Origin of the sequence: Streptomyces sp. D2-8 (assembly GCF_023184515.1) — a bacterium.
GTDB lineage: Bacteria > Actinomycetota > Actinomycetes > Streptomycetales > Streptomycetaceae > Streptomyces.
In genome coordinates, this window is the sequence record NZ_JAAHBP010000022.1 from 110743 (window position 1) to 127775 (window position 17033).

Sequence of the window (17033 nt, forward strand, 5' to 3'; positions counted from 1 at the left end):
CGTGAGGCGAGCCCTCGAATGCTCGCCTCACGGCCACCAAGGCCTCCGTCAGGCGCCCACGTAGGCCGCCAGGTGCTCCCCGGTCAGCGTGGAGCGGGCCTCGACGAGGTCGGCCGGGGTGCCCTCGAAGACGATCCGGCCGCCGTCGTGGCCCGCACCGGGGCCGAGGTCGATGATCCAGTCGGCGTGTGCCATGACCGCCTGGTGGTGCTCGATCACGATGACCGACTTGCCGGCGTCGACGAGCCGGTCGAGCAGGCCGAGCAGCTGCTCCACGTCCGCGAGGTGGAGACCGGTGGTCGGCTCGTCGAGGACGTACACGCCGCCCTTCTCGCCCAGGTGCGTGGCCAGCTTCAGCCGCTGCCGCTCGCCGCCGGACAGCGTGGTGAGCGGCTGGCCGAGGGTGAGGTAGCCGAGCCCGACGTCCGCGAGCCGCTCCAGGATCTTGTGCGCGGCGGGCGTGCGGGCCTCTCCGCTGCCGAAGAACTCCTCGGCCTCGGTCACCGGCATCGCCAGCACCTCGCTGATGTCACGGCCGCCGAGGCGGTACTCCAGCACCGACGCCTCGAACCGCCTGCCCTCGCACTCCTCGCACGGGGTGGCGACGCTCTGCATGATCGCCAGGTCGGTGTAGATGACACCGGCGCCGTTGCAGGTGGGACAGGCACCCTCGGAGTTGGCGCTGAACAGCGCCGGCTTCACCCCGTTGGCCTTGGCGAAGGCCTTGCGGATCGGGTCGGCCAGCCCGGTGTACGTCGCCGGGTTGCTGCGCCGGGAGCCACGGATCGGGGTCTGGTCGATCGCCACCACGCCCTCGGCCGCTGCCTGCCGGGCCATCGAGCCGTGCACCAGCGAGCTCTTGCCGGAGCCCGCGACGCCGGTGATGACGGTGAGGACGCCGAGCGGGATGTCGACGTCGACGCTGCGCAGGTTGTTCGCCGAGGCGCCCCGGACCTCCAGCGCACCGGTGGGCTTGCGGACCGTCGCCTTGATCTTGGCCCGGTCGTCGAGGTGGCGGCCGGTGACGGTGTCGCTGCCGCGCAGCCCCTCCAGGGTGCCCTCGAAGCAGACCGTGCCGCCCGCCGTCCCGGCACCGGGGCCGAGGTCCACGACGTGGTCGGCGATGGCGATCGTCTCCGGCTTGTGCTCCACGACCAGCACGGTGTTGCCCTTGTCGCGCAGGCGCAGGAGCAGGTTGTTCATCCGCTGGATGTCATGGGGGTGCAGCCCGATGGAGGGCTCGTCGAAGACGTAGGTGACGTCGGTGAGCGAGGACCCGAGGTGGCGGATCATCTTGGTGCGCTGCGCCTCGCCGCCGGAGAGCGTGCCCGACGCCCGGTCGAGCGAGAGGTAGCCGAGGCCGATCTCCACGAACGAGTCGAGGGTGTGCTGGAGCTTGGCGAGCAGGGGCGCCACCGACGGCTCCTCGAGCCCGCGCACCCACTCCGCCAGGTCGCGGATCTCCATCGCGCAGGCGTCGGCGATGTTGACCTTGCCGATCTTCGAGGAGCGGGCGAGCTCGCTGAGCCGGGTGCCGTCGCAGTCCGGGCACCGGGTGAAGGTGACCGCCCGGTCCACGAAGGCCCGGATGTGCGGCTGCATCGACTCGCGGTCCTTGGACAGGAAGGTCTTCTGGATCTTCGGGATCAGCCCCTCGTAGGTGAGGTTGATGCCGTTGATCTTCACCTTGGTCGGCGCGCGGTACAGGAAGTCGTGCCGCTCCTTCTTGGTGTACTCGCGGATCGGCTTCTCCTTGTCGAAGAAGCCCGACTCGGCGATGACCCGCACCACCCAGCCGCCCCCGGTGTAGGTGGGGATGGTGAACGGATCCTCCGAGAGCGACTTGGAGTCGTCGTAGAGCTGGGTCAGGTCGATGTCGGAGACCGTGCCCCGGCCCTCGCAGTGCGTGCACATGCCGCCGGTGCGGCTGAAGGTCACCTTCTCCGTCCTGCTCTTGTCGGCGCCGCGGTCGACCGTCATGCCACCGCTCGCCGAGACCGACGCGGTGTTGAAGGAGAACGCGCCGGGCGGTCCGATGTGCGGCGTGCCGAGCCGGCTGAAGAGGATCCGCAGCATCGCGTTGGCGTCGGTGGCGGTGCCGACCGTGGAGCGGGGGTCGGAACCCATGCGCTGCTGGTCGACGGCGATCGCGGTCGTCAGCCCGTCCAGCACGTCGACCTCGGGCCGGGCCAGGTTCGGCATGAAGCCCTGCAGGAAGGCGCTGTAGGTCTCGTTGATCAGCCGCTGCGACTCCGCCGCGATGGTGTCGAACACCAGCGAGCTCTTGCCCGAGCCGGAGACGCCTGTGAACACCGTGAGCCGACGCTTCGGGATCTCGATGCTGACGTCCCTGAGGTTGTTCTCGCGCGCGCCGTGCACGCGGATCACGTCATGGCTGTCGGCAACGTGCGGCCCGGGCGACTGTCTGTCCGTCGTCGTGGCCTTGCTCATGGTGGCTCCATCTGTCGGGCGGGGCTGCCGCGCTCGGACGATCTCGTTCCCCCGCACCGGTCCCGGGGGGGGGCGGCGCGGGGGATGCGGTGCGGGGGGGGCTACTGCGCCTTCAGCTGCTGGATGCGGACCATGTTGCCCGCGGGGTCGCGGAAGGCGCAGTCGCGAACGCCGTAGGGCTGGTCCACCGGCTCCTGGACCACCTCGGCGTCGCCCGCCTGCACCCGCTCGAAGGTGCCGTCGACGTCGGTGGTGGCCAGGACGATGCCGGCGTAGGTGCCCTTGGCCATCATCTCGGCGATGGTGCGGCGCTCGTCCTCGGTGACCCCGGGGTCGGCGGCCGGCGGGTGCAGCACGATGTTCGTGCCGGGCTGACCGACGGGGCCGACCGTGATCCAGCGCATGCCCTCGTATCCGACGTCGTTTCTGACTTCGAAACCGAGGGTGTCGCGGTAGAACGCCAGGGCGGCGTCCGGGTCGTCGTGCGGAAGGAAACTGGCGTGAATCTGAAGGTCCATGGCCATCACGCTAGTTTCGGCTCGGGGCGGGCGCTTCTCGATTCCTGATCGGTCTGGTCACCTGCTTCGCCACGCACGACGGAATGCCCGCCGTCGCGCGCGCCGCCTCGCGCCGGTAGGCACTGGGCGGCATGCCCACCAGCTCGGTGAAACGGGTGCTGAAGGTGCCCAGCGACGCGCAGCCGACCTCGAAGCACACCTCGGTGACGCTGAGGTCGCCCCGGCGCAGCAGCGCCATCGCGCGCTCGATGCGCCGCGTCATGAGATAGCTGTACGGCGACTCGCCGTACGCCTGCCGGAACTCACGGCTGAGGTGCCCGGCCGACATGTGCACACCCCGGGCGAGCGCCTCGACGTCCAGAGGCTTCGCGTACTCCCGGTCGATCCGGTCCTTGACGCGGCGCAGTCGAGCGAGGTCGCGCAGGTGCTGCGCCGAGGCGGGTCTGCTGCTCACAAGCGCGATCGTGCCACATCGCACGCACGTGCGGTTGATTTCCGGCTATACGGACCGAACCGGTCCGTATAGCCCCGGGTCACCGTCAGCCACCGCACCGGCCCGGGTCCGCCTTACGTCACCGCAGGCTGAACGTTCCTGCCCGATCAGCCGACCCGGTCTCACACCCCGGCCGCCGCGTCCGTCCGCTTCGCCAGGGCTGCCGCCGCCGCGCCCACCAGCCCGGCGTCGGTGCCCATCTGCGCCGGCGCCACGGTCAGGTTCCGGACGAAGGACAGCGTCGCGTAGGTGCTCAGGGCCTTGCGCAGGGGGTCGAACAGGACATCGCCCGCTTTGCCCACTCCCCCGCCGATCACGGCGATGTCGATCTCCACGAGGGTCGCGGTTGCGGCGATCCCGGCGGCCAGGGCCTGGGCAGCGCGTTCGAAGGAGGCGACGGCGACCGGGTCGCCGGACCGGGCGGCGGCGGCCACCGCGGCGGCGGACGTGTCACCGTCGGGGCCGGGCCGCCAGCCGTTCTCCAGGGCGCGCCGGGCGATGTTGGGGCCGCTCGCGATGCGTTCCACGCAGCCGTGCGAGCCGCACGGGCACAGATCGCCGTCGAGGTCCACGCTGATGTGGCCGATGTGACCCGCGTTGCCGGTGGGCCCGGGATGCAGCCGGCCGCCGAGCACCAGACCGCCGCCGACGCCCGTGGAGACGACCATGCACAGCGCGTTGTCGTGGCCGCGGGCGGCGCCCTGCCAGTGTTCGGCCGCCGTGATCGCCACCCCGTCACCGATCAGCTCGACCGGCAGATTCCCGGCGGCGGCCCGGACCCGGGCGACGAGCGGGTAGTCGCGCCAGCCGGGCACGTTCACCGGGCTCACCGTGCCCGCCGAGGCGTCCACGGGCCCGGCGCTGCCGATCGCCACCGCCGTGGCACGCTCCCACAGCGGCGACGCGGTGAGCTCGCCGAGCACCTCCTCCACGGCCCGCATCACGGTGTCGCCGGCCTCCCGGGCGGGCGTCGGCCGCTGGGCGCGGACCAAGATCCGGCCATGGCCGTCCACCAGAGCGCCGGCGATCTTGGTACCGCCGATGTCGAGCGCGGCCACGAGGTCGGTGTGCATCAGAGTCGGATCTCCCCGTCGGGCATGAGAAAAACGCCGAGAATGGCCATCAAGCAGGGCAAGCAGCAGACCGGTCCCGCGGAGGTGCACGGGGCCGGAGATTGCGGTGGACAGTCTCCCCCGAGTCTGACAACGTTGTCCAGGCTCTATGCTCGACGCCACATCCTCATACAAACCCAGGAGCGACGCACCCCCGTGGACGACAGGACAGGACGCCGCACCGTGCCCCAGACCCCCCTCCGATCCGCCACGCGCTACGGCACCCGGCCGACCATGAAGGACGTCGCGGCCCGCGCCGGAGTCGGGCTCAAGACGGTCTCCCGTGTCGTGAACGGCGAGCCGGGGGTCACCCCGGAGACGGAGCGGCGGGTCCAGGAGGCGATCGACGCCCTCGGCTTCCGCCGCAACGACAGCGCGCGGGTGCTGCGCAAGGGCCGCACGGCGAGCATCGGCCTGGTCCTGGAGGACCTCGCGGACCCCTTCTACGGGCCGCTGAGCCGGTCGGTCGAGGAGGTGGCCCGCGCGCACGGCGCCCTGCTCATCAACGGCTCCAGCGCGGAGGATCCCGAGCGCGAGCAGGAGCTGGTGCTGGCCCTGTGCGCGCGGCGGGTGGACGGGCTGGTGGTGATCCCGGCCGGGGACGACCACCGGTATCTGGAGCCGGAGCTCAAGGCGGGTGTCGCCACGGTGTTCGTGGACCGGCCGGCCGGGCACATCGACGCCGACGTGGTCCTGTCGGACAACTTCGGCGGCGCCCGCGACGGCGTCGCCCACCTCATCGCGCACGGGCACCGCCGGATCGGCTTCATCGGCGACATGCCCCGCATCCACACCGCCGCCGAGCGGCTGCGCGGCTACCGCGCCGCGATGGGGGACGCGGGCATACCGGTGGCGGGCTCCTGGATGTCCCTCGGCGTCACCGACCCCGAGCGGGTGCGCAGGGCGGCCGAGGAGATGCTCACCGGCCCGGACCCGGTCACGGCGATCTTCGCCGGCAACAACCGGGTGACGGTCACCGTGATCCGCGTGCTCGCCGAGCAGGCCCGCCGTGTCGCCCTGGTCGGCTTCGACGACATCGAGCTCGCCGACCTGCTCCAGCCGGGCGTCACGGTCGTCGCCCAGGACGCGTCGGACATCGGCCGCACCGCGGCGGACCGCCTCTTCCGGCAGCTGGACGGCACCCTTGTCACCCCCGAGCGCATCGAGCTGCCGACCCGGCTGATCACCCGCGGCTCGGGCGAGATCCCCCCGGCGGACTGAGCGGCCGATGGACGACGCCACCGATCGCACGCTGCGGGCACTCGGCACGGCCGAGGCGCCGCGCGAGCATCCCCTGCTGTATCCGGGCGCGTGGCCCGCCGATTCCGGGCTTCTCGACGGGGACTGCTTCCTGCCGCTGGAGCAACTGGTCCACGAGGACCGCACGCCGGTCATCGCCATCGGCTCCAACGGCTGCCCCGGCCAGCTGCGGCACAAGATGACGGAGTTCGGGATCACGTCGCCGCTGCCGATGGTGAAGGCACGGGTGACCGGTGTCGACGCCGGCGTCTCCGCACATGTGAGCCGCATGGGGTACGTGTCGGCCTCGCCGGTCGGCGCCCCGGACACCGTGCGGGAGTTGTTCGTCCTGTGGCTCGACGCCCAGCAGCTCGCGGTGATCGACGCGAGCGAGGGCGTGCCGGTGCCGGGCGGCAACTTCGACCGGGCCTGGCTGCCGTCGCCCGACGTCCGGATCGAGTTCGCGGACGGCACGCGCCTGCCCGGGGCGTACGCCTACGTCAACCGGCACGGCGTCCTCCACGACGGCACGGGCACTCCGCGCACGCACCCGGGTGAGCGGGAACTGCTGACCGAGCTCCTCGTCGGGCTGCCGCGTCTGCGGGAGCTGTTCGGTGTCGTGCCCGAGGAGTTCTGCGCGCGGGCCCGCGGGGACCGGCGGCTGTGCGAGCGGGGCACGCGGCTGTTCATCGAGGAGAAGCTGGTGACGGCCTCCGGTCTGGAGCGGTATGTGGCTGCCTCGGCGCGGGATCAGCAGAGCGGGAGCCCGGGGACCGGCGCGTCGTTGTCGCCGCCCTTGATGTAGACGTCGCTGACGTAGACGTTCGTGTTGCCGCTGTCGTCGTCGGTCTTCGCCCACCAGACGTTGGTCCACTCCCCGGACGTCTCGCGGCGGCCCAGGTTCTGCTGGCAGTAGAAGTAGTTGGTGCCCGCGTTGAGGATGCCGGCCTTGGTGCCGGAGGCGGTGTAGGAGTCGGCGGTCTTCCAGACCTGGCAGTTGTACTTGCCGCCGCCGATGGGGTGGCAGACCGGGGCCGGGGTGGTCGGGCCGCCGCCTGTCGTGGCGCCGCCGTCCGGCGTCCCTCCGCCGTTGTCGCCGGTGGTGCCGCCGCCGGTGGCCTTGGCGGGGGGCGCGGTGGTCGCCCGGCCGGTGGGCTCGGGGTCCTTCGTGTCGCCGGGACTCTCGGACGGGGCCTTGCCCGTGTCGACGCCCTGCTGCGTGGGTCTCCGGGCGCTCGAGCCGTCGTCCGCGCCGCTGGGCTCGGAGGACCCGGCATCCGCACGGGCGGCGCCGGTCCCTGTGCCGGTCTCTCTGCCGCCGGAATCGCCGAGGAGGGCGACCGTGGTGCCGGCGGCGGCGAGGACGACGGTGACGGCCGCGACGGCGAGCAGGACGCGCGTCCTGCGGCGGGACGCCGCGCGGTCGGCGTTCAGCGGGCCGGTGGGGGCGGAGACGCCGGGAGCGGTGCTGCCGGGGCCGACCGGGCCGAAGCCCTGGGGGCTGGTGCCCGGGTTCTGCGGGCCGGGGCCCGAGGGCATGGGGTGACCGGAGCCCGAGGCCTGCGCGCCGGGGCCCGTCGGCGCGGGGTGCCCGGAGCCCGTTCCCTGCGCACCGGAGCCGGTTCCCTGCGCGCCGGGGCCCGTCGGCGGGGCGTGACCGGATCCTGTGCCCTGCGGGCCGAAGCCTCCCGGCGCCGGCCCGCCGGCACCGGCGTGCCCTGGACCGTCATGGCCCTCGGTCCCCGCCGCCCCCGCGGCTCCGAGCGCGGCTGCCGTGCCGAGGCCCGGGGTCTTCGCGCTTCCGTGGGGTCCTGCGGCGCCCGGCTGCGGGGGTCCGAACCCCGGCGGCACCGACGGGACGCTGCGCTCCGTCTCCGCGCGCGGGGGCGTGGCCGCGGGGCCCCGCAAGGGAGAGGTCGGTGTGTCCGTGCCGCCCGCGTCCGCGACCGCCTGGAGCAGTGCGCGGGCCTGGTCGGCTTCCGGGCGGGACTCGGGGCGTTTGTCCATCAGCCGCTGGAGGACGGGCGCGAGGGAGCTGGCGCGACGGGCCTCCGGCAGCGGCTCGGTGACGATCGCGGTGAGCGTGGAGAACGTGGAGGTGCGGCGGAAGGGCGAGGAGCCCTCGACGGCCGCGTACAGCGTGGCGCCCAGGGCCCAGATGTCGGAGGCGGGGCCCGGGTCGGCGCCCTGGGCGCGTTCGGGGGCCAGGTAGTCGAGGGAGCCGACGAGTTCGCCGCTGCGCGTGAGGCGCGTGGCCGAACCGTCCCCCGGATCGTCCATCGTGGCGATGCCGAAGTCGGTGAGGACGACCCGGCCCGAGCGGTCGAGGAGGATGTTGCCCGGCTTGACGTCCCGGTGCAGGACGCCGGCGCGGTGGGCTGCGGCCAGCGCGTCCATGACCTTCGCGCCGATCCCGGTCGCCTCACCCGGGTCCAGCGGGCCGCGCTCGCGCAGGACGTCGTCCAGGGACGGCCCGTCGACCAGCTCCATCACGATGAGCGGGCGGCCGTCGACCTTGGCGATGTCGTGCACGGCGATGACGCCGGGGTGTCGCACCCGGGCCGCCGCACGCGCCTCGCGCTGCATCCGCAGTCGTAGATCGGCCAGTTCGGGACCGGCCGCGTCCGTGTAGGTACGCAGTTCCTTGACCGCGACCTCACGGCCGAGGACCTCGTCGACGGCCTTCCAGACGACGCCCATGCCGCCGCGCCCCAGCGCCGCCGTGACGCGATAGCGGCCTGCCAGCAGCCGTCCGGCCCCGTCCGTCTGCCCGTACTCCCCCGTCGACACCGCTGCCCCGTTCCTGTGGCCCCACCGGCCGCACCGACGACCGACACCGTCGGTGCGTGGCGTACAGACTACGGGGCGGCGGTGACGGCGACAGCCGTCGGCGACGGCTGTGACAGGGCCGGTACGTGTCGGCCGAACCGCCGTACGGAGGCCGTCAGGCGGAGGCCGTCAGATCCCCGCGCCGGGGCACCGCGAAGCTCTCCAGGTCCGCCCGGGTCAGACCGGCCAGGCGGGCGACCTCCCCGATGTCGAGGGCGCCGCAGTCCAGGCCGCGCAGCAGGTAGCCGCTGAGGGCCTTGGCGGTGGCCGGCTCGTCCATGACGTCGCCGCCGGTGCGGTTGGCGTAGCGGGACAGACGGGCGGCGGCCTGCTCGAAGCCCTCGCGGTAGAAGGCGAAGACGGCCGCGTAGCGGGTGGGGATGTGGCCGGGGTGCATGTCCCAGCCCTGGTAGTAGGCGCGGGCCAGGGCGCGGCGGGTGAGGCCGTAGTGCAGGCGCCAGGCGTCGTGGACCTTCGCGGTGGGACCGACTGGCAGGACGTTCGTCGAGCCGTCCGAGACCCGTACGCCGGTACCGGCCGCCGCGACCTGCATGACGGCCTTGGCGTGGTCCGCGGCGGGGTGGTCACTGGCCTGGTGGGCGGCGGAGACGCCGAGGCAGGCGCTGTAGTCGAAGGTGCCGTAGTGCAGGCCGGTGGCGCGGCCCTCGGCGGCCTGGATCATGCGGGCGACGGTGGCGGTGCCGTCGGCGGCGAGGATGGACTGGCTGGTCTCGATCTGGATCTCGAAGCCGATCCGGCCGGGTTCGAGGCCGTGTGCCTTCTCGAAGGCGTCCAGCAGCCGCGCCATGGCCGTGACCTGCTCGGCGTACGTGACCTTCGGCAGGGTGAGCACCAGCCCGTCGGGCAGGCCGCCGGCCTCCATCAGGCCGGTGAGGAAGATGTCGAGGGTGCGGATGCCCCGGGCGCGTACGGGCGCTTCCATGCACTTCGTGCGGATGCCCATGTAGGGGGCGGCGGTGCCGTCCTCGTAGGCCTCGGCGACGATCCGGGCGGCGCGGGCGGCGGCCTCGTCCTCCTCGGCGTCGGGGCGGTTGCCGTAGCCGTCCTCGAAGTCGACGCGCAGGTCCTCGACGGGCTCGCGTTCCAGCTTGGCGCGCACGCGCGCGTGGACGGGCTCGGCGAGCTCGTCGGCGAGGCCGAGGACGGCGGCGAAGGACGCCGCGTCCGGGGCGTGCTCGTCGAGGGCGGCGAGCGCCCGGTCGCCCCAGGCGCGGATGGTGTCGGCGGCGAAGACGTCGCCGGGCACGTAGACGGTGTGGACGGGCTGGCGGGTGCCGGGGTCGCCGGGGTAGCGGCGCTCCAGCTCCGCGTCGACCGGCGCGAGGGAGGCGCTGATCTCCTCGCTGACGGCGCCCGCGAGGCTCGTCGCCACCTTCTCCTGCTGGCCCTGACCCATCCCGAGACCCTCCTATTTTCCGCTGTGCGGAATCAACAATCCGTAGAGCGAAGTTATCGGCCCACCTTCGGCCTGGTCAACACCGTCGTGAAGTGGGGTTCCCCATCCTTCACCCTTGGTCACCGCCGACCCGCCCTCATCTTCCGTATTCAGAAGGCAAGCTTCATCCTGACGTGCAAGGGGAGGGAGACCACGTGCCGAACGAGGTCGGAGTGACGCGCCGCCACGGGCTCAAGGCAGCGGCGGCCGCCGCCGTCGCAGGACCGCTGCTCACCACCGCGGGCCCCACACAGCCCGCGTCCGCCGGCGAGCACCCGGGCGCCCTGGACGTCATGACGTTCAACGTCCGCTTCGGGACCGTCGTCGACAGGACACCGCGCTGGGAGGTGCGCCGACCGGTGATGCGAGAACTGCTGCGCCGCGAGCGACCGCACGTCATCGGCACCCAGGAAGGGCTCTACCGGCAAGTGCGCGCGATCGAGAAGGATCTCGGCGAGCACTACGACTGGATCGGCACCGGACGCGGGGGCGGCAGCAAGGACGAGTTCATGGCGGTCTTCTACGACACGCGCAGACTCGAGCCGATCGAGTTCGACCACTTCTGGCTGTCCGGCACCCCCTACACGATCGCCTCGAACACCTGGGACGCGGACTGGCTGCGCATGGTGACCTGGGTCCGTTTCGCCGATCTCGCCGACGGAGGACGGGAGTTCTACGTCCTCAACACCCACCTGGACAGCGTCAGCCAGTACGCCCGGGAACGCTCGGCGGGGCTCATCGGCGAGACGATCGCCGCGTGGGACCGGTCGTCACCGGTCATCGTCACCGGCGACTTCAACGCGGCCGCCCACGACAACCGGGTGCACGACCTCATGCTGGACATCGGACTGGTGGACGCCTGGGACGCGGCGGCTTCGCGGGGTCCGGCGTACGGGACGCACCACGGCTACCGGGCGCCCAGGCCCGGCGGGCGGCGCATCGACTGGATCCTCACCACGCCCGGGGTGACCACGCACTGGGCCGGGATGAACACCTTCAGCGCGGACGGGACGTATCCGAGCGACCATCTGCCGGTGCAGGCCTCGATGACCCTGGGATGAGAAGAGGCCCCCGTGACCGTTCGCGCGGTCACGGGGGCCTTCCACAGCCGGGGTCGATCAGCCCTTGCGGGTCTTGATCTCCTCGGTCAGGGCCGGGACGACGTCGAAGAGGTCGCCGACGACGCCGTAGTCGACGAGGTCGAAGATCGGGGCCTCGGCGTCCTTGTTGACCGCCACGATCGTCTTCGAGGTCTGCATACCGGCGCGGTGCTGGATCGCGCCGGAGATGCCGTTGGCGATGTACAGCTGCGGCGAGACGGACTTGCCGGTCTGGCCGACCTGGTTGGTGTGCGGGTACCAGCCGGCGTCGACCGCGGCACGCGAGGCACCGACAGCGGCACCGAGGGAGTCGGCGAGCGCCTCGATGATCGCGAAGTTCTCCGAGCCGTTGACGCCACGGCCACCGGAGACCACGATCGCGGCCTCGGTCAGCTCCGGGCGGCCCGTCGACTCACGCGGCGTGCGGCCGGTGACCTTGGTGCCGGTGGCCTGCGCGGAGAAGGTCACGGACAGGGCCTCGACCGCGCCGGCGGCCGGGGCGGCCTCGACGGCGGCGCTGTTGGGCTTGACCGTGATGACCGGGGTGCCCTTGGAGACACGGGACTTGGTGGTGAAGGACGCGGCGAACACCGACTGCGTGGCCACCGGGCCCTCGTCGCCGGCCTCCAGGTCGACGGCGTCGGTGATGATGCCGGAACCCAGACGCAGCGCCAGACGGGCGGCGATCTCCTTGCCCTCGGCGGAGGACGGCACCAGCACGGCGGCCGGGGACACGGCCTCGTGGGCGGCCTGGAGGGCGTCCACCTTCGGTACGACCAGGTAGTCGGCGTACTCCGCGGCCTCATGAGTGAGGACCTTGACCGCGCCGTGCTCGGCGAGCGTGGCGGCGGTGTCACCGGCGCCGGTGCCCAGCGCGACGGCGACCGGCTCGCCGATGCGGCGGGCCAGGGTCAGCAGCTCCAGGGTGGGCTTGCGGACGGCGCCGTCCACGTGGTCGACGTAGACGAGAACTTCAGCCATGGGACTTCTTCTCTCCTGCTTGCGAAAGATGAGGGGCGGTCAGCGAATGCCGGGCTCAGATGAACTTCTGGCCCGCGAGGAACTCAGCGAGCTGCTTGCCGCCCTCGCCCTCGTCCTTGACAATCGTGCCCGCGGTGCGGGCCGGGCGCTCGGCCGCGCCGTCGACCGCGGTCCAGGCGCCCTCCAGGCCGACCTCCTCGGCCTCGATGTCGAGGTCGGACAGGTCCCAGGACTCCACCGGCTTCTTCTTCGCCGCCATGATGCCCTTGAAGGACGGGTAACGCGCCTCGCCCGACTGGTCGGTCACCGACACGACCGCCGGCAGGGACGCCTCGAGGCTCTCCGAAGCGGCGTCGCCGTCGCGGCGGCCCTTGACCGTGCCGTCCTCGACGGAGACCTCGGAGAGCAGGGTGACCTGCGGGACGCCCAGGCGCTCGGCGAGCAGCGCGGGCACGACGCCCATGGTGCCGTCGGTGGAGGCCATGCCGGAGATGACCAGGTCGTAACCGGCCTTCTCGACGGCCTTGGCCAGGACCAGGGAGGTGCCGATGGCGTCGGTGCCGTGGATGTCGTCGTCCTCGACGTGGATCGCCTTGTCCGCGCCCATGGACAGCGCCTTGCGCAGGGCGTCCTTGGCGTCCTCGGGGCCCACCGTGAGGACGGTGATCTCCACGTCGTCGTCGGAGTTCTCGGAGATCTGCAGCGCCTGCTCGACCGCGTACTCGTCGAGCTCGGAGAGCAGACCGTCCACGTCGTCCCGGTCGACGGTCAGGTCATCGGCGAAGTGCCGGTCGCCAGTGGCGTCGGGCACGTACTTCACAGTGACAACGATCCTCAAGCTCACGCCGGCTCTCCTACTGCATCGTCATTTCCATGCTGCCTACTTGCAGGCAGCATAGGCGCCTCTAGCGTCCGATCCCGGTCGGGGCGACCCACGCCCCGAGCGAAATATTACTCGTCAGTACACCCAGTTCGTTCCCGCTAAGCAAGCGCTTTGAACTGTGACCTTCGCAACGCAGCGTAACCGGAACTCGACGGTCACGCAGCCCGGGGGACGCCCGGCTCAGTCGCGCAGACGCTGGAAACGTCCCTGGTGGTAGAGGAGCGGACGGCCGGTGCCCGTGGGGTCGCCGTGCACGACCTCCGCGATCACGATCCGGTGGTCCCCGGCGGGCACGCGCGTGACGACCCGGCCCACCAGCCAGGCGAGCACGCCGTCGAGGAGGGGCACGCCCTCGGGCCCCTCCCGCCAGCCGGTGGGCGGGCCGAAGCGGTCGGCACCACTGCGGGCGAAGGTGGCGGCCAGCTCCTGCTGGTGCTCGCCGAGGACGTGGACACCGACGTGCTCCGCCGCCGCGATGGCGGGCCAACTGGAGGCGCCGGTGCCGACGCCGAAGGACAGCAGGGGCGGCTCGGCGGAGACGGATGTCAGGGAGGTGGCGGTGAATCCCACCGGCCCCTCCTCGCCACGAGCGGTGATGACGGCGACCCCTGCCGCGTGCTGCCGGAAGACCGAGCGCAGGAGATCGGGCGTGGCGAGGAGGTCCGCAGGCATGGGGTCAGGCTGACGATAAATGGTACGCGCAGTCAAGTTCGTTCCGTGATGTGGGAGATGACTCACTGGCGGCACCACGCCCGTCACACCGCCTCCCCCAGCGCGGCGATCACGTCGGCCTTGCGCGGCTGCCCGGTGGCCCGCCGGACCACGTGGCCGTCGGCGTCCAGGACCAGCACGGTCGGGGTCTTGAGGATGTCCAGCCGCCGCACGAGGTCCAAGTGCGCCTCGGCGTCGATCTCGACATGGGTCACGCCCGGCACCACGGCGGCGACCTCGCCGAGGACCCGCCGGGTCGCCCGGCAGGGCGCGCAGAACGCGCTGGAGAACTGCACGAGCGTGGCCCGCTCGCCGAGTTCCGCGCCCAGCTCCGCCGCATCGAGCCGCTTGCCGTCGTCCCGCCCGCGCACCCGCACACTCCCGCTCCGCCGCCGTTGCAGCACTCCGTAGGCGCTCGCCGCCGCGAGCACCACCGCACACACCACCAGTCCGGTCATCACCTGCTGCAAGCGTTCACGAGACCGCAAAGATTCCCGCCCCCGCAATGCGGCCGCGCTGCGGAATGCTGTGTTCCATGGACATCGATGTGAGAGGGCCGCGTTTCGGTGCGGCCGTCACGGCCGCCGTCCTGGCGGTCGTTCTGGTCACGGGGAGCGCCTGGCTGCTGGCCTGGCAGACGCTGGCGTTCCTGCTCGGCGCGGCGGGCGGGGTGCGCCGCTCCCCCTACGGCCTGCTGTTCGCCAAGGCCGTGCGGCCGCGGCTCGGGCCGCCGACGGAGTTCGAGGCGCCCGAACCGCCCCGCTTCGCCCAACTGGTGGGGCTGTTTTTCGCCGGACTCGGGCTTGCCGGCTACACCCTCGGTCCGGGCTGGCTGGGACTCGCGGCGACCGGCGCCGCACTCGCCGCCGCCTTCCTGAATGCGGCATTCGGGTACTGCCTGGGATGCGAGTTGTACCTGCTCGTGCGGCGGGTGACGGTCCGCGCGGGGTAATGGGGACGCAAAAGCACGAGGTGGGAACCTGCGGGCGACGTGACGAGAATCTCGCCGCCGACGGGCACGAGGACTGGCTACCCGGCCGTTCTTCGGGCACGATCTGCGCAAGCCGTAAACCTACGGCTGCGTAACTTTCCACTGGGAATCCCTTCCCAGGCAGAGCAGGAAGGGTCCGACCCGCCCATGGCAGAGCTCGTCTACCGTCCCGTCGTCGGTTTCGCCCGCACGCTGTTCAAGGTGTGGGACCTCAAGATCGACTGCCAGGGTTCGGAGAACATCCCGCGCTCGGGCGGCGCCGTGCTGGTGAGCAACCACATCAGCTACCTGGACTTCGTCTTCGACGGTCTGGCGGCCCTGCCGCAGAAACGTCTCGTGCGGTTCATGGCGAAGGAGTCCGTCTTCCGCCACAAGATCTCCGGCCCGCTGATGCGCGGGATGAAGCACATCCCCGTGGACCGCAAGCAGGGCGAGGCGGCCTACGCGCACGCCCTGGACTCGCTGCGGTCTGGCGAGATCGTCGGGGTCTTCCCGGAGGCGACCATCTCGCAGTCGTTCACGCTGAAGAGCTTCAAGTCGGGTGCCGCGCGCCTGGCCCAGGAGGCCGGCGTCCCCCTGATCCCGATGGCGGTGTGGGGCACGCAGCGGCTGTGGACCAAGGGCCAGCCGCGCAACTTCAAGCGCAGCCACATCCCCATCACGATCCGGGTGGGCGAGGCGATCGAGGCCTCCCGCGACAAGTACGCGGGCGCCATCACGCGCCAGCTGCGCGAGCGGGTCCAGGAGCTCCTCGAGGCCGCCCAGCGCGCCTACCCCGTCCGCCCGAAGGGCCCGGACGACACCTGGTGGATGCCGGCCCACCTCGGCGGCACGGCCCCGACGCCGGAGCAGGTGCGGGCGGCCGAGGCACTCTGAGGCACGCCCGGCCGGGGCTCAGGCGCAGGACTCCGGAGCGCGGACGGAAATGTCCGCTCCCGGGCTGAACTTCGCCAGCAGTTCGGCGAGTTCCGCCGCGGCCGCCGTCACCTCGGCGACCGGCATCGGCGCGAGGCTCTCCAGCAGGAAGATGCCCGACGTCGTCTGCTCGGTGAGCCGGGTGCGCGGGCCCTGGCGCCAGTTCCAGCGGCGGCAGGTCACGCCCGCGTCGTCGCGCCACACCACTTCGCCCGCGTCGGGGTGCTCGACGGTCTCCTCACCGCCGGCGACGGTCACGAAGTCCTCCTCGCCCGTGGCGCGGATCAGGCGCATGCCGCCCTCGATCCGGTCGGCGTCCTCGCCGCCGACGGGGATCAGATGGGCGACGGAGATGGCGTTGTAGAGGTCGACGAGCAGGTTGATGCGGGGCAGCCCGGCCTCCGACAGTGCCCGCTTGGCCAGCGCCTCCGCGGAGTTGCGGGTACGGGACGGCTTCGAGCCGAACGCCGTGTAGGTCTCGCGCCATGCGGCCATGTGCGGGTCCTCGTGCGGAGCGCGGCCGTCCAGTCGTACGGCGAGCCGACGCGCCGCGTCGTCCAGCAGTGCCGAGCCGGCGTCGTTGCTCGGCCCGTTGACCAGGCCGTGCGCCTCGATCGCGACGTGCGTGAAACCGGGCGCGAGCGCGCGTACGTCGTCGGACACGGTCAGCGTGAGCGTCATGGTCGCCTTGCCTCAGAGTGCGGTGGGGAGCGTCTGCCACAGGTGCGGCCGGTCGCGAGCTGCCGTGAGGGCGTCCAGTACGACCGGATGCGGTGCAGCATACAGGACTGGATAGTCCATTTCATTGGACGCAGGATCGGGCGTGAAGGCGAGCCGTTCACCGTTGAGGGAGAACTGCGCGTCGACTCCGGTCGTGTTGCCCCGGGGATCCTGCCGGTGCCACGCGCCGTTGAACCGCACGGCCACCAGCCCGTGCACCACCTCGAACCTCTGGTAGCACAACGCGGTGGGGATGTCCTCGGCCCGGAGCAGCGCGGCCAGCGCGTGGGCCTTGGCGTAGCAGATGCCGGTGCGCTGCTCCAGGACATCGGAGGCGCGCCAGGTGACGCGGAGATCACCGGAGTCCTGCGAGTGCGGAATGGTGTCGCGTACGAACTCGAAGGCCGCCCGCGCATACTCATACGAGTCCGCCACCCCGTCGGCGAGCCTCGCCGCCGTCTCGCGCACGAGCGGGTGATGATGGTCGACCGCCTCGTCAGCGGCCAAATAGGCGGAGAGGTCGGGGGTTTCCTGGATCAGCTGCATGCGCGCAGAGCTTAGGGAGAGATCCACTTCCGAGTCAATCAATTTCCCCTCGGCCGCATACCTATGCAGTCGAGGTTCCGGGCGGCCG

The 17033-nt window shown here is 71.9% G+C and carries 17 protein-coding genes; 5 read left to right on the plus strand and 12 right to left on the minus strand.

Features of this window, described 5'->3' with window-relative positions:
- Positions 1 to 48: 48 nt before the first annotated feature.
- The 4 genes from G3I77_RS31925 to G3I77_RS31940 all read right to left on the minus strand — a co-directional run bounded on the left by G3I77_RS31925 (position 49) and on the right by G3I77_RS31940 (position 4535).
- On the minus strand, positions 49 to 2451 hold the full coding sequence (locus G3I77_RS31925) for an excinuclease ABC subunit UvrA (protein WP_248509176.1): 2403 nt from the start codon (positions 2449 to 2451) through the stop codon (positions 49 to 51).
- 101 nt (positions 2452 to 2552) lie between these two features.
- Positions 2553 to 2969 carry a VOC family protein gene (locus G3I77_RS31930; RefSeq protein ID WP_248509184.1) on the minus strand — a complete coding sequence of 139 codons (417 nt, stop codon included), beginning with the start codon at positions 2967 to 2969 and terminating at the stop codon, positions 2553 to 2555.
- Positions 2970 to 2979: 10 nt separating this feature from the next.
- Positions 2980 to 3423, minus strand: a complete 444-nt coding sequence (locus tag G3I77_RS31935) for a helix-turn-helix transcriptional regulator (RefSeq protein ID WP_248509186.1) — start codon at positions 3421 to 3423, stop codon at positions 2980 to 2982.
- Between the two features lie 161 nt (positions 3424 to 3584).
- On the minus strand, positions 3585 to 4535 hold the full coding sequence (locus G3I77_RS31940; protein WP_248509187.1) for an ROK family protein: 951 nt from the start codon (positions 4533 to 4535) through the stop codon (positions 3585 to 3587).
- Between the two features lie 195 nt (positions 4536 to 4730).
- Here G3I77_RS31940 and G3I77_RS31945 point away from each other — a divergent pair, with 195 nt between their 5' ends.
- Positions 4731 to 5795, plus strand: a complete 1065-nt coding sequence (locus G3I77_RS31945) for a LacI family DNA-binding transcriptional regulator (RefSeq protein ID WP_248509188.1) — start codon at positions 4731 to 4733, stop codon at positions 5793 to 5795.
- 7 nt (positions 5796 to 5802) lie between these two features.
- A complete protein-coding gene (locus G3I77_RS31950) occupies positions 5803 to 6618 on the plus strand; it encodes a hypothetical protein (protein ID WP_248509189.1) in 816 nt (271 codons plus the stop codon).
- Here G3I77_RS31950 and G3I77_RS31955 read toward each other — a convergent pair.
- Together G3I77_RS31955 and G3I77_RS31960 are read right to left on the minus strand one after the other, a co-directional pair.
- Positions 6564 to 8603 (minus strand): serine/threonine-protein kinase, encoded by a 2040-nt coding sequence (locus tag G3I77_RS31955; RefSeq protein ID WP_248509195.1) that lies wholly within the window; start codon positions 8601 to 8603, stop codon positions 6564 to 6566. The two genes, G3I77_RS31950 and G3I77_RS31955, sit on opposite strands and share 55 nt — an antisense overlap.
- Before the next feature lie 154 nt (positions 8604 to 8757).
- The gene (locus G3I77_RS31960; protein WP_248509197.1) at positions 8758 to 10059 is read right to left on the minus strand and encodes an aldolase/citrate lyase family protein; all 1302 of its coding nucleotides are present in this window, start codon (positions 10057 to 10059) and stop codon (positions 8758 to 8760) included.
- Positions 10060 to 10253: 194 nt separating this feature from the next.
- Here G3I77_RS31960 and G3I77_RS31965 point away from each other — a divergent pair, with 194 nt between their 5' ends.
- Positions 10254 to 11159, plus strand: coding sequence for an endonuclease/exonuclease/phosphatase family protein (locus G3I77_RS31965; RefSeq protein WP_248509199.1), 906 nt, complete (start codon positions 10254 to 10256; stop codon positions 11157 to 11159).
- Positions 11160 to 11216: 57 nt separating this feature from the next.
- Here the strand turns inward: G3I77_RS31965 and G3I77_RS31970 are convergent, their stop codons facing one another.
- The 4 genes from G3I77_RS31970 to G3I77_RS31985 form a co-directional block, all read right to left on the minus strand.
- Entirely contained in the window at positions 11217 to 12179 is a 963-nt protein-coding gene (locus G3I77_RS31970) for an electron transfer flavoprotein subunit alpha/FixB family protein (protein WP_248509201.1), read from the minus strand.
- A 55-nt stretch (positions 12180 to 12234) separates the two neighbouring features.
- On the minus strand, positions 12235 to 13023 hold the full coding sequence (locus tag G3I77_RS31975; protein WP_248509203.1) for an electron transfer flavoprotein subunit beta/FixA family protein: 789 nt from the start codon (positions 13021 to 13023) through the stop codon (positions 12235 to 12237).
- 219 nt (positions 13024 to 13242) lie between these two features.
- A complete protein-coding gene (locus tag G3I77_RS31980; RefSeq protein ID WP_248509205.1) occupies positions 13243 to 13734 on the minus strand; it encodes a flavin reductase family protein in 492 nt (163 codons plus the stop codon).
- An 83-nt stretch (positions 13735 to 13817) separates the two neighbouring features.
- Positions 13818 to 14231: a thioredoxin family protein gene (locus G3I77_RS31985; RefSeq protein ID WP_248509331.1), complete on the minus strand. Its 414-nt coding sequence runs from the start codon at positions 14229 to 14231 to the stop codon at positions 13818 to 13820.
- A gap of 77 nt (positions 14232 to 14308) precedes the next feature.
- Here G3I77_RS31985 and G3I77_RS31990 point away from each other — a divergent pair, with 77 nt between their 5' ends.
- A complete protein-coding gene (locus tag G3I77_RS31990) occupies positions 14309 to 14725 on the plus strand; it encodes a DUF4395 domain-containing protein (protein WP_248509207.1) in 417 nt (138 codons plus the stop codon).
- 186 nt (positions 14726 to 14911) lie between these two features.
- A complete protein-coding gene (locus G3I77_RS31995) occupies positions 14912 to 15640 on the plus strand; it encodes a 1-acyl-sn-glycerol-3-phosphate acyltransferase (protein ID WP_248509209.1) in 729 nt (242 codons plus the stop codon).
- Between the two features lie 18 nt (positions 15641 to 15658).
- Here the strand turns inward: G3I77_RS31995 and G3I77_RS32000 are convergent, their stop codons facing one another.
- Together G3I77_RS32000 and G3I77_RS32005 are read right to left on the minus strand one after the other, a co-directional pair.
- Entirely contained in the window at positions 15659 to 16360 is a 702-nt protein-coding gene (locus tag G3I77_RS32000; RefSeq protein ID WP_248509211.1) for a B3/4 domain-containing protein, read from the minus strand.
- A 12-nt stretch (positions 16361 to 16372) separates the two neighbouring features.
- Complete coding sequence (locus G3I77_RS32005; protein ID WP_248509212.1) at positions 16373 to 16945, minus strand: transglutaminase domain-containing protein; 573 nt, start codon at positions 16943 to 16945, stop codon at positions 16373 to 16375.
- Positions 16946 to 17033: the final 88 nt, after the last annotated feature.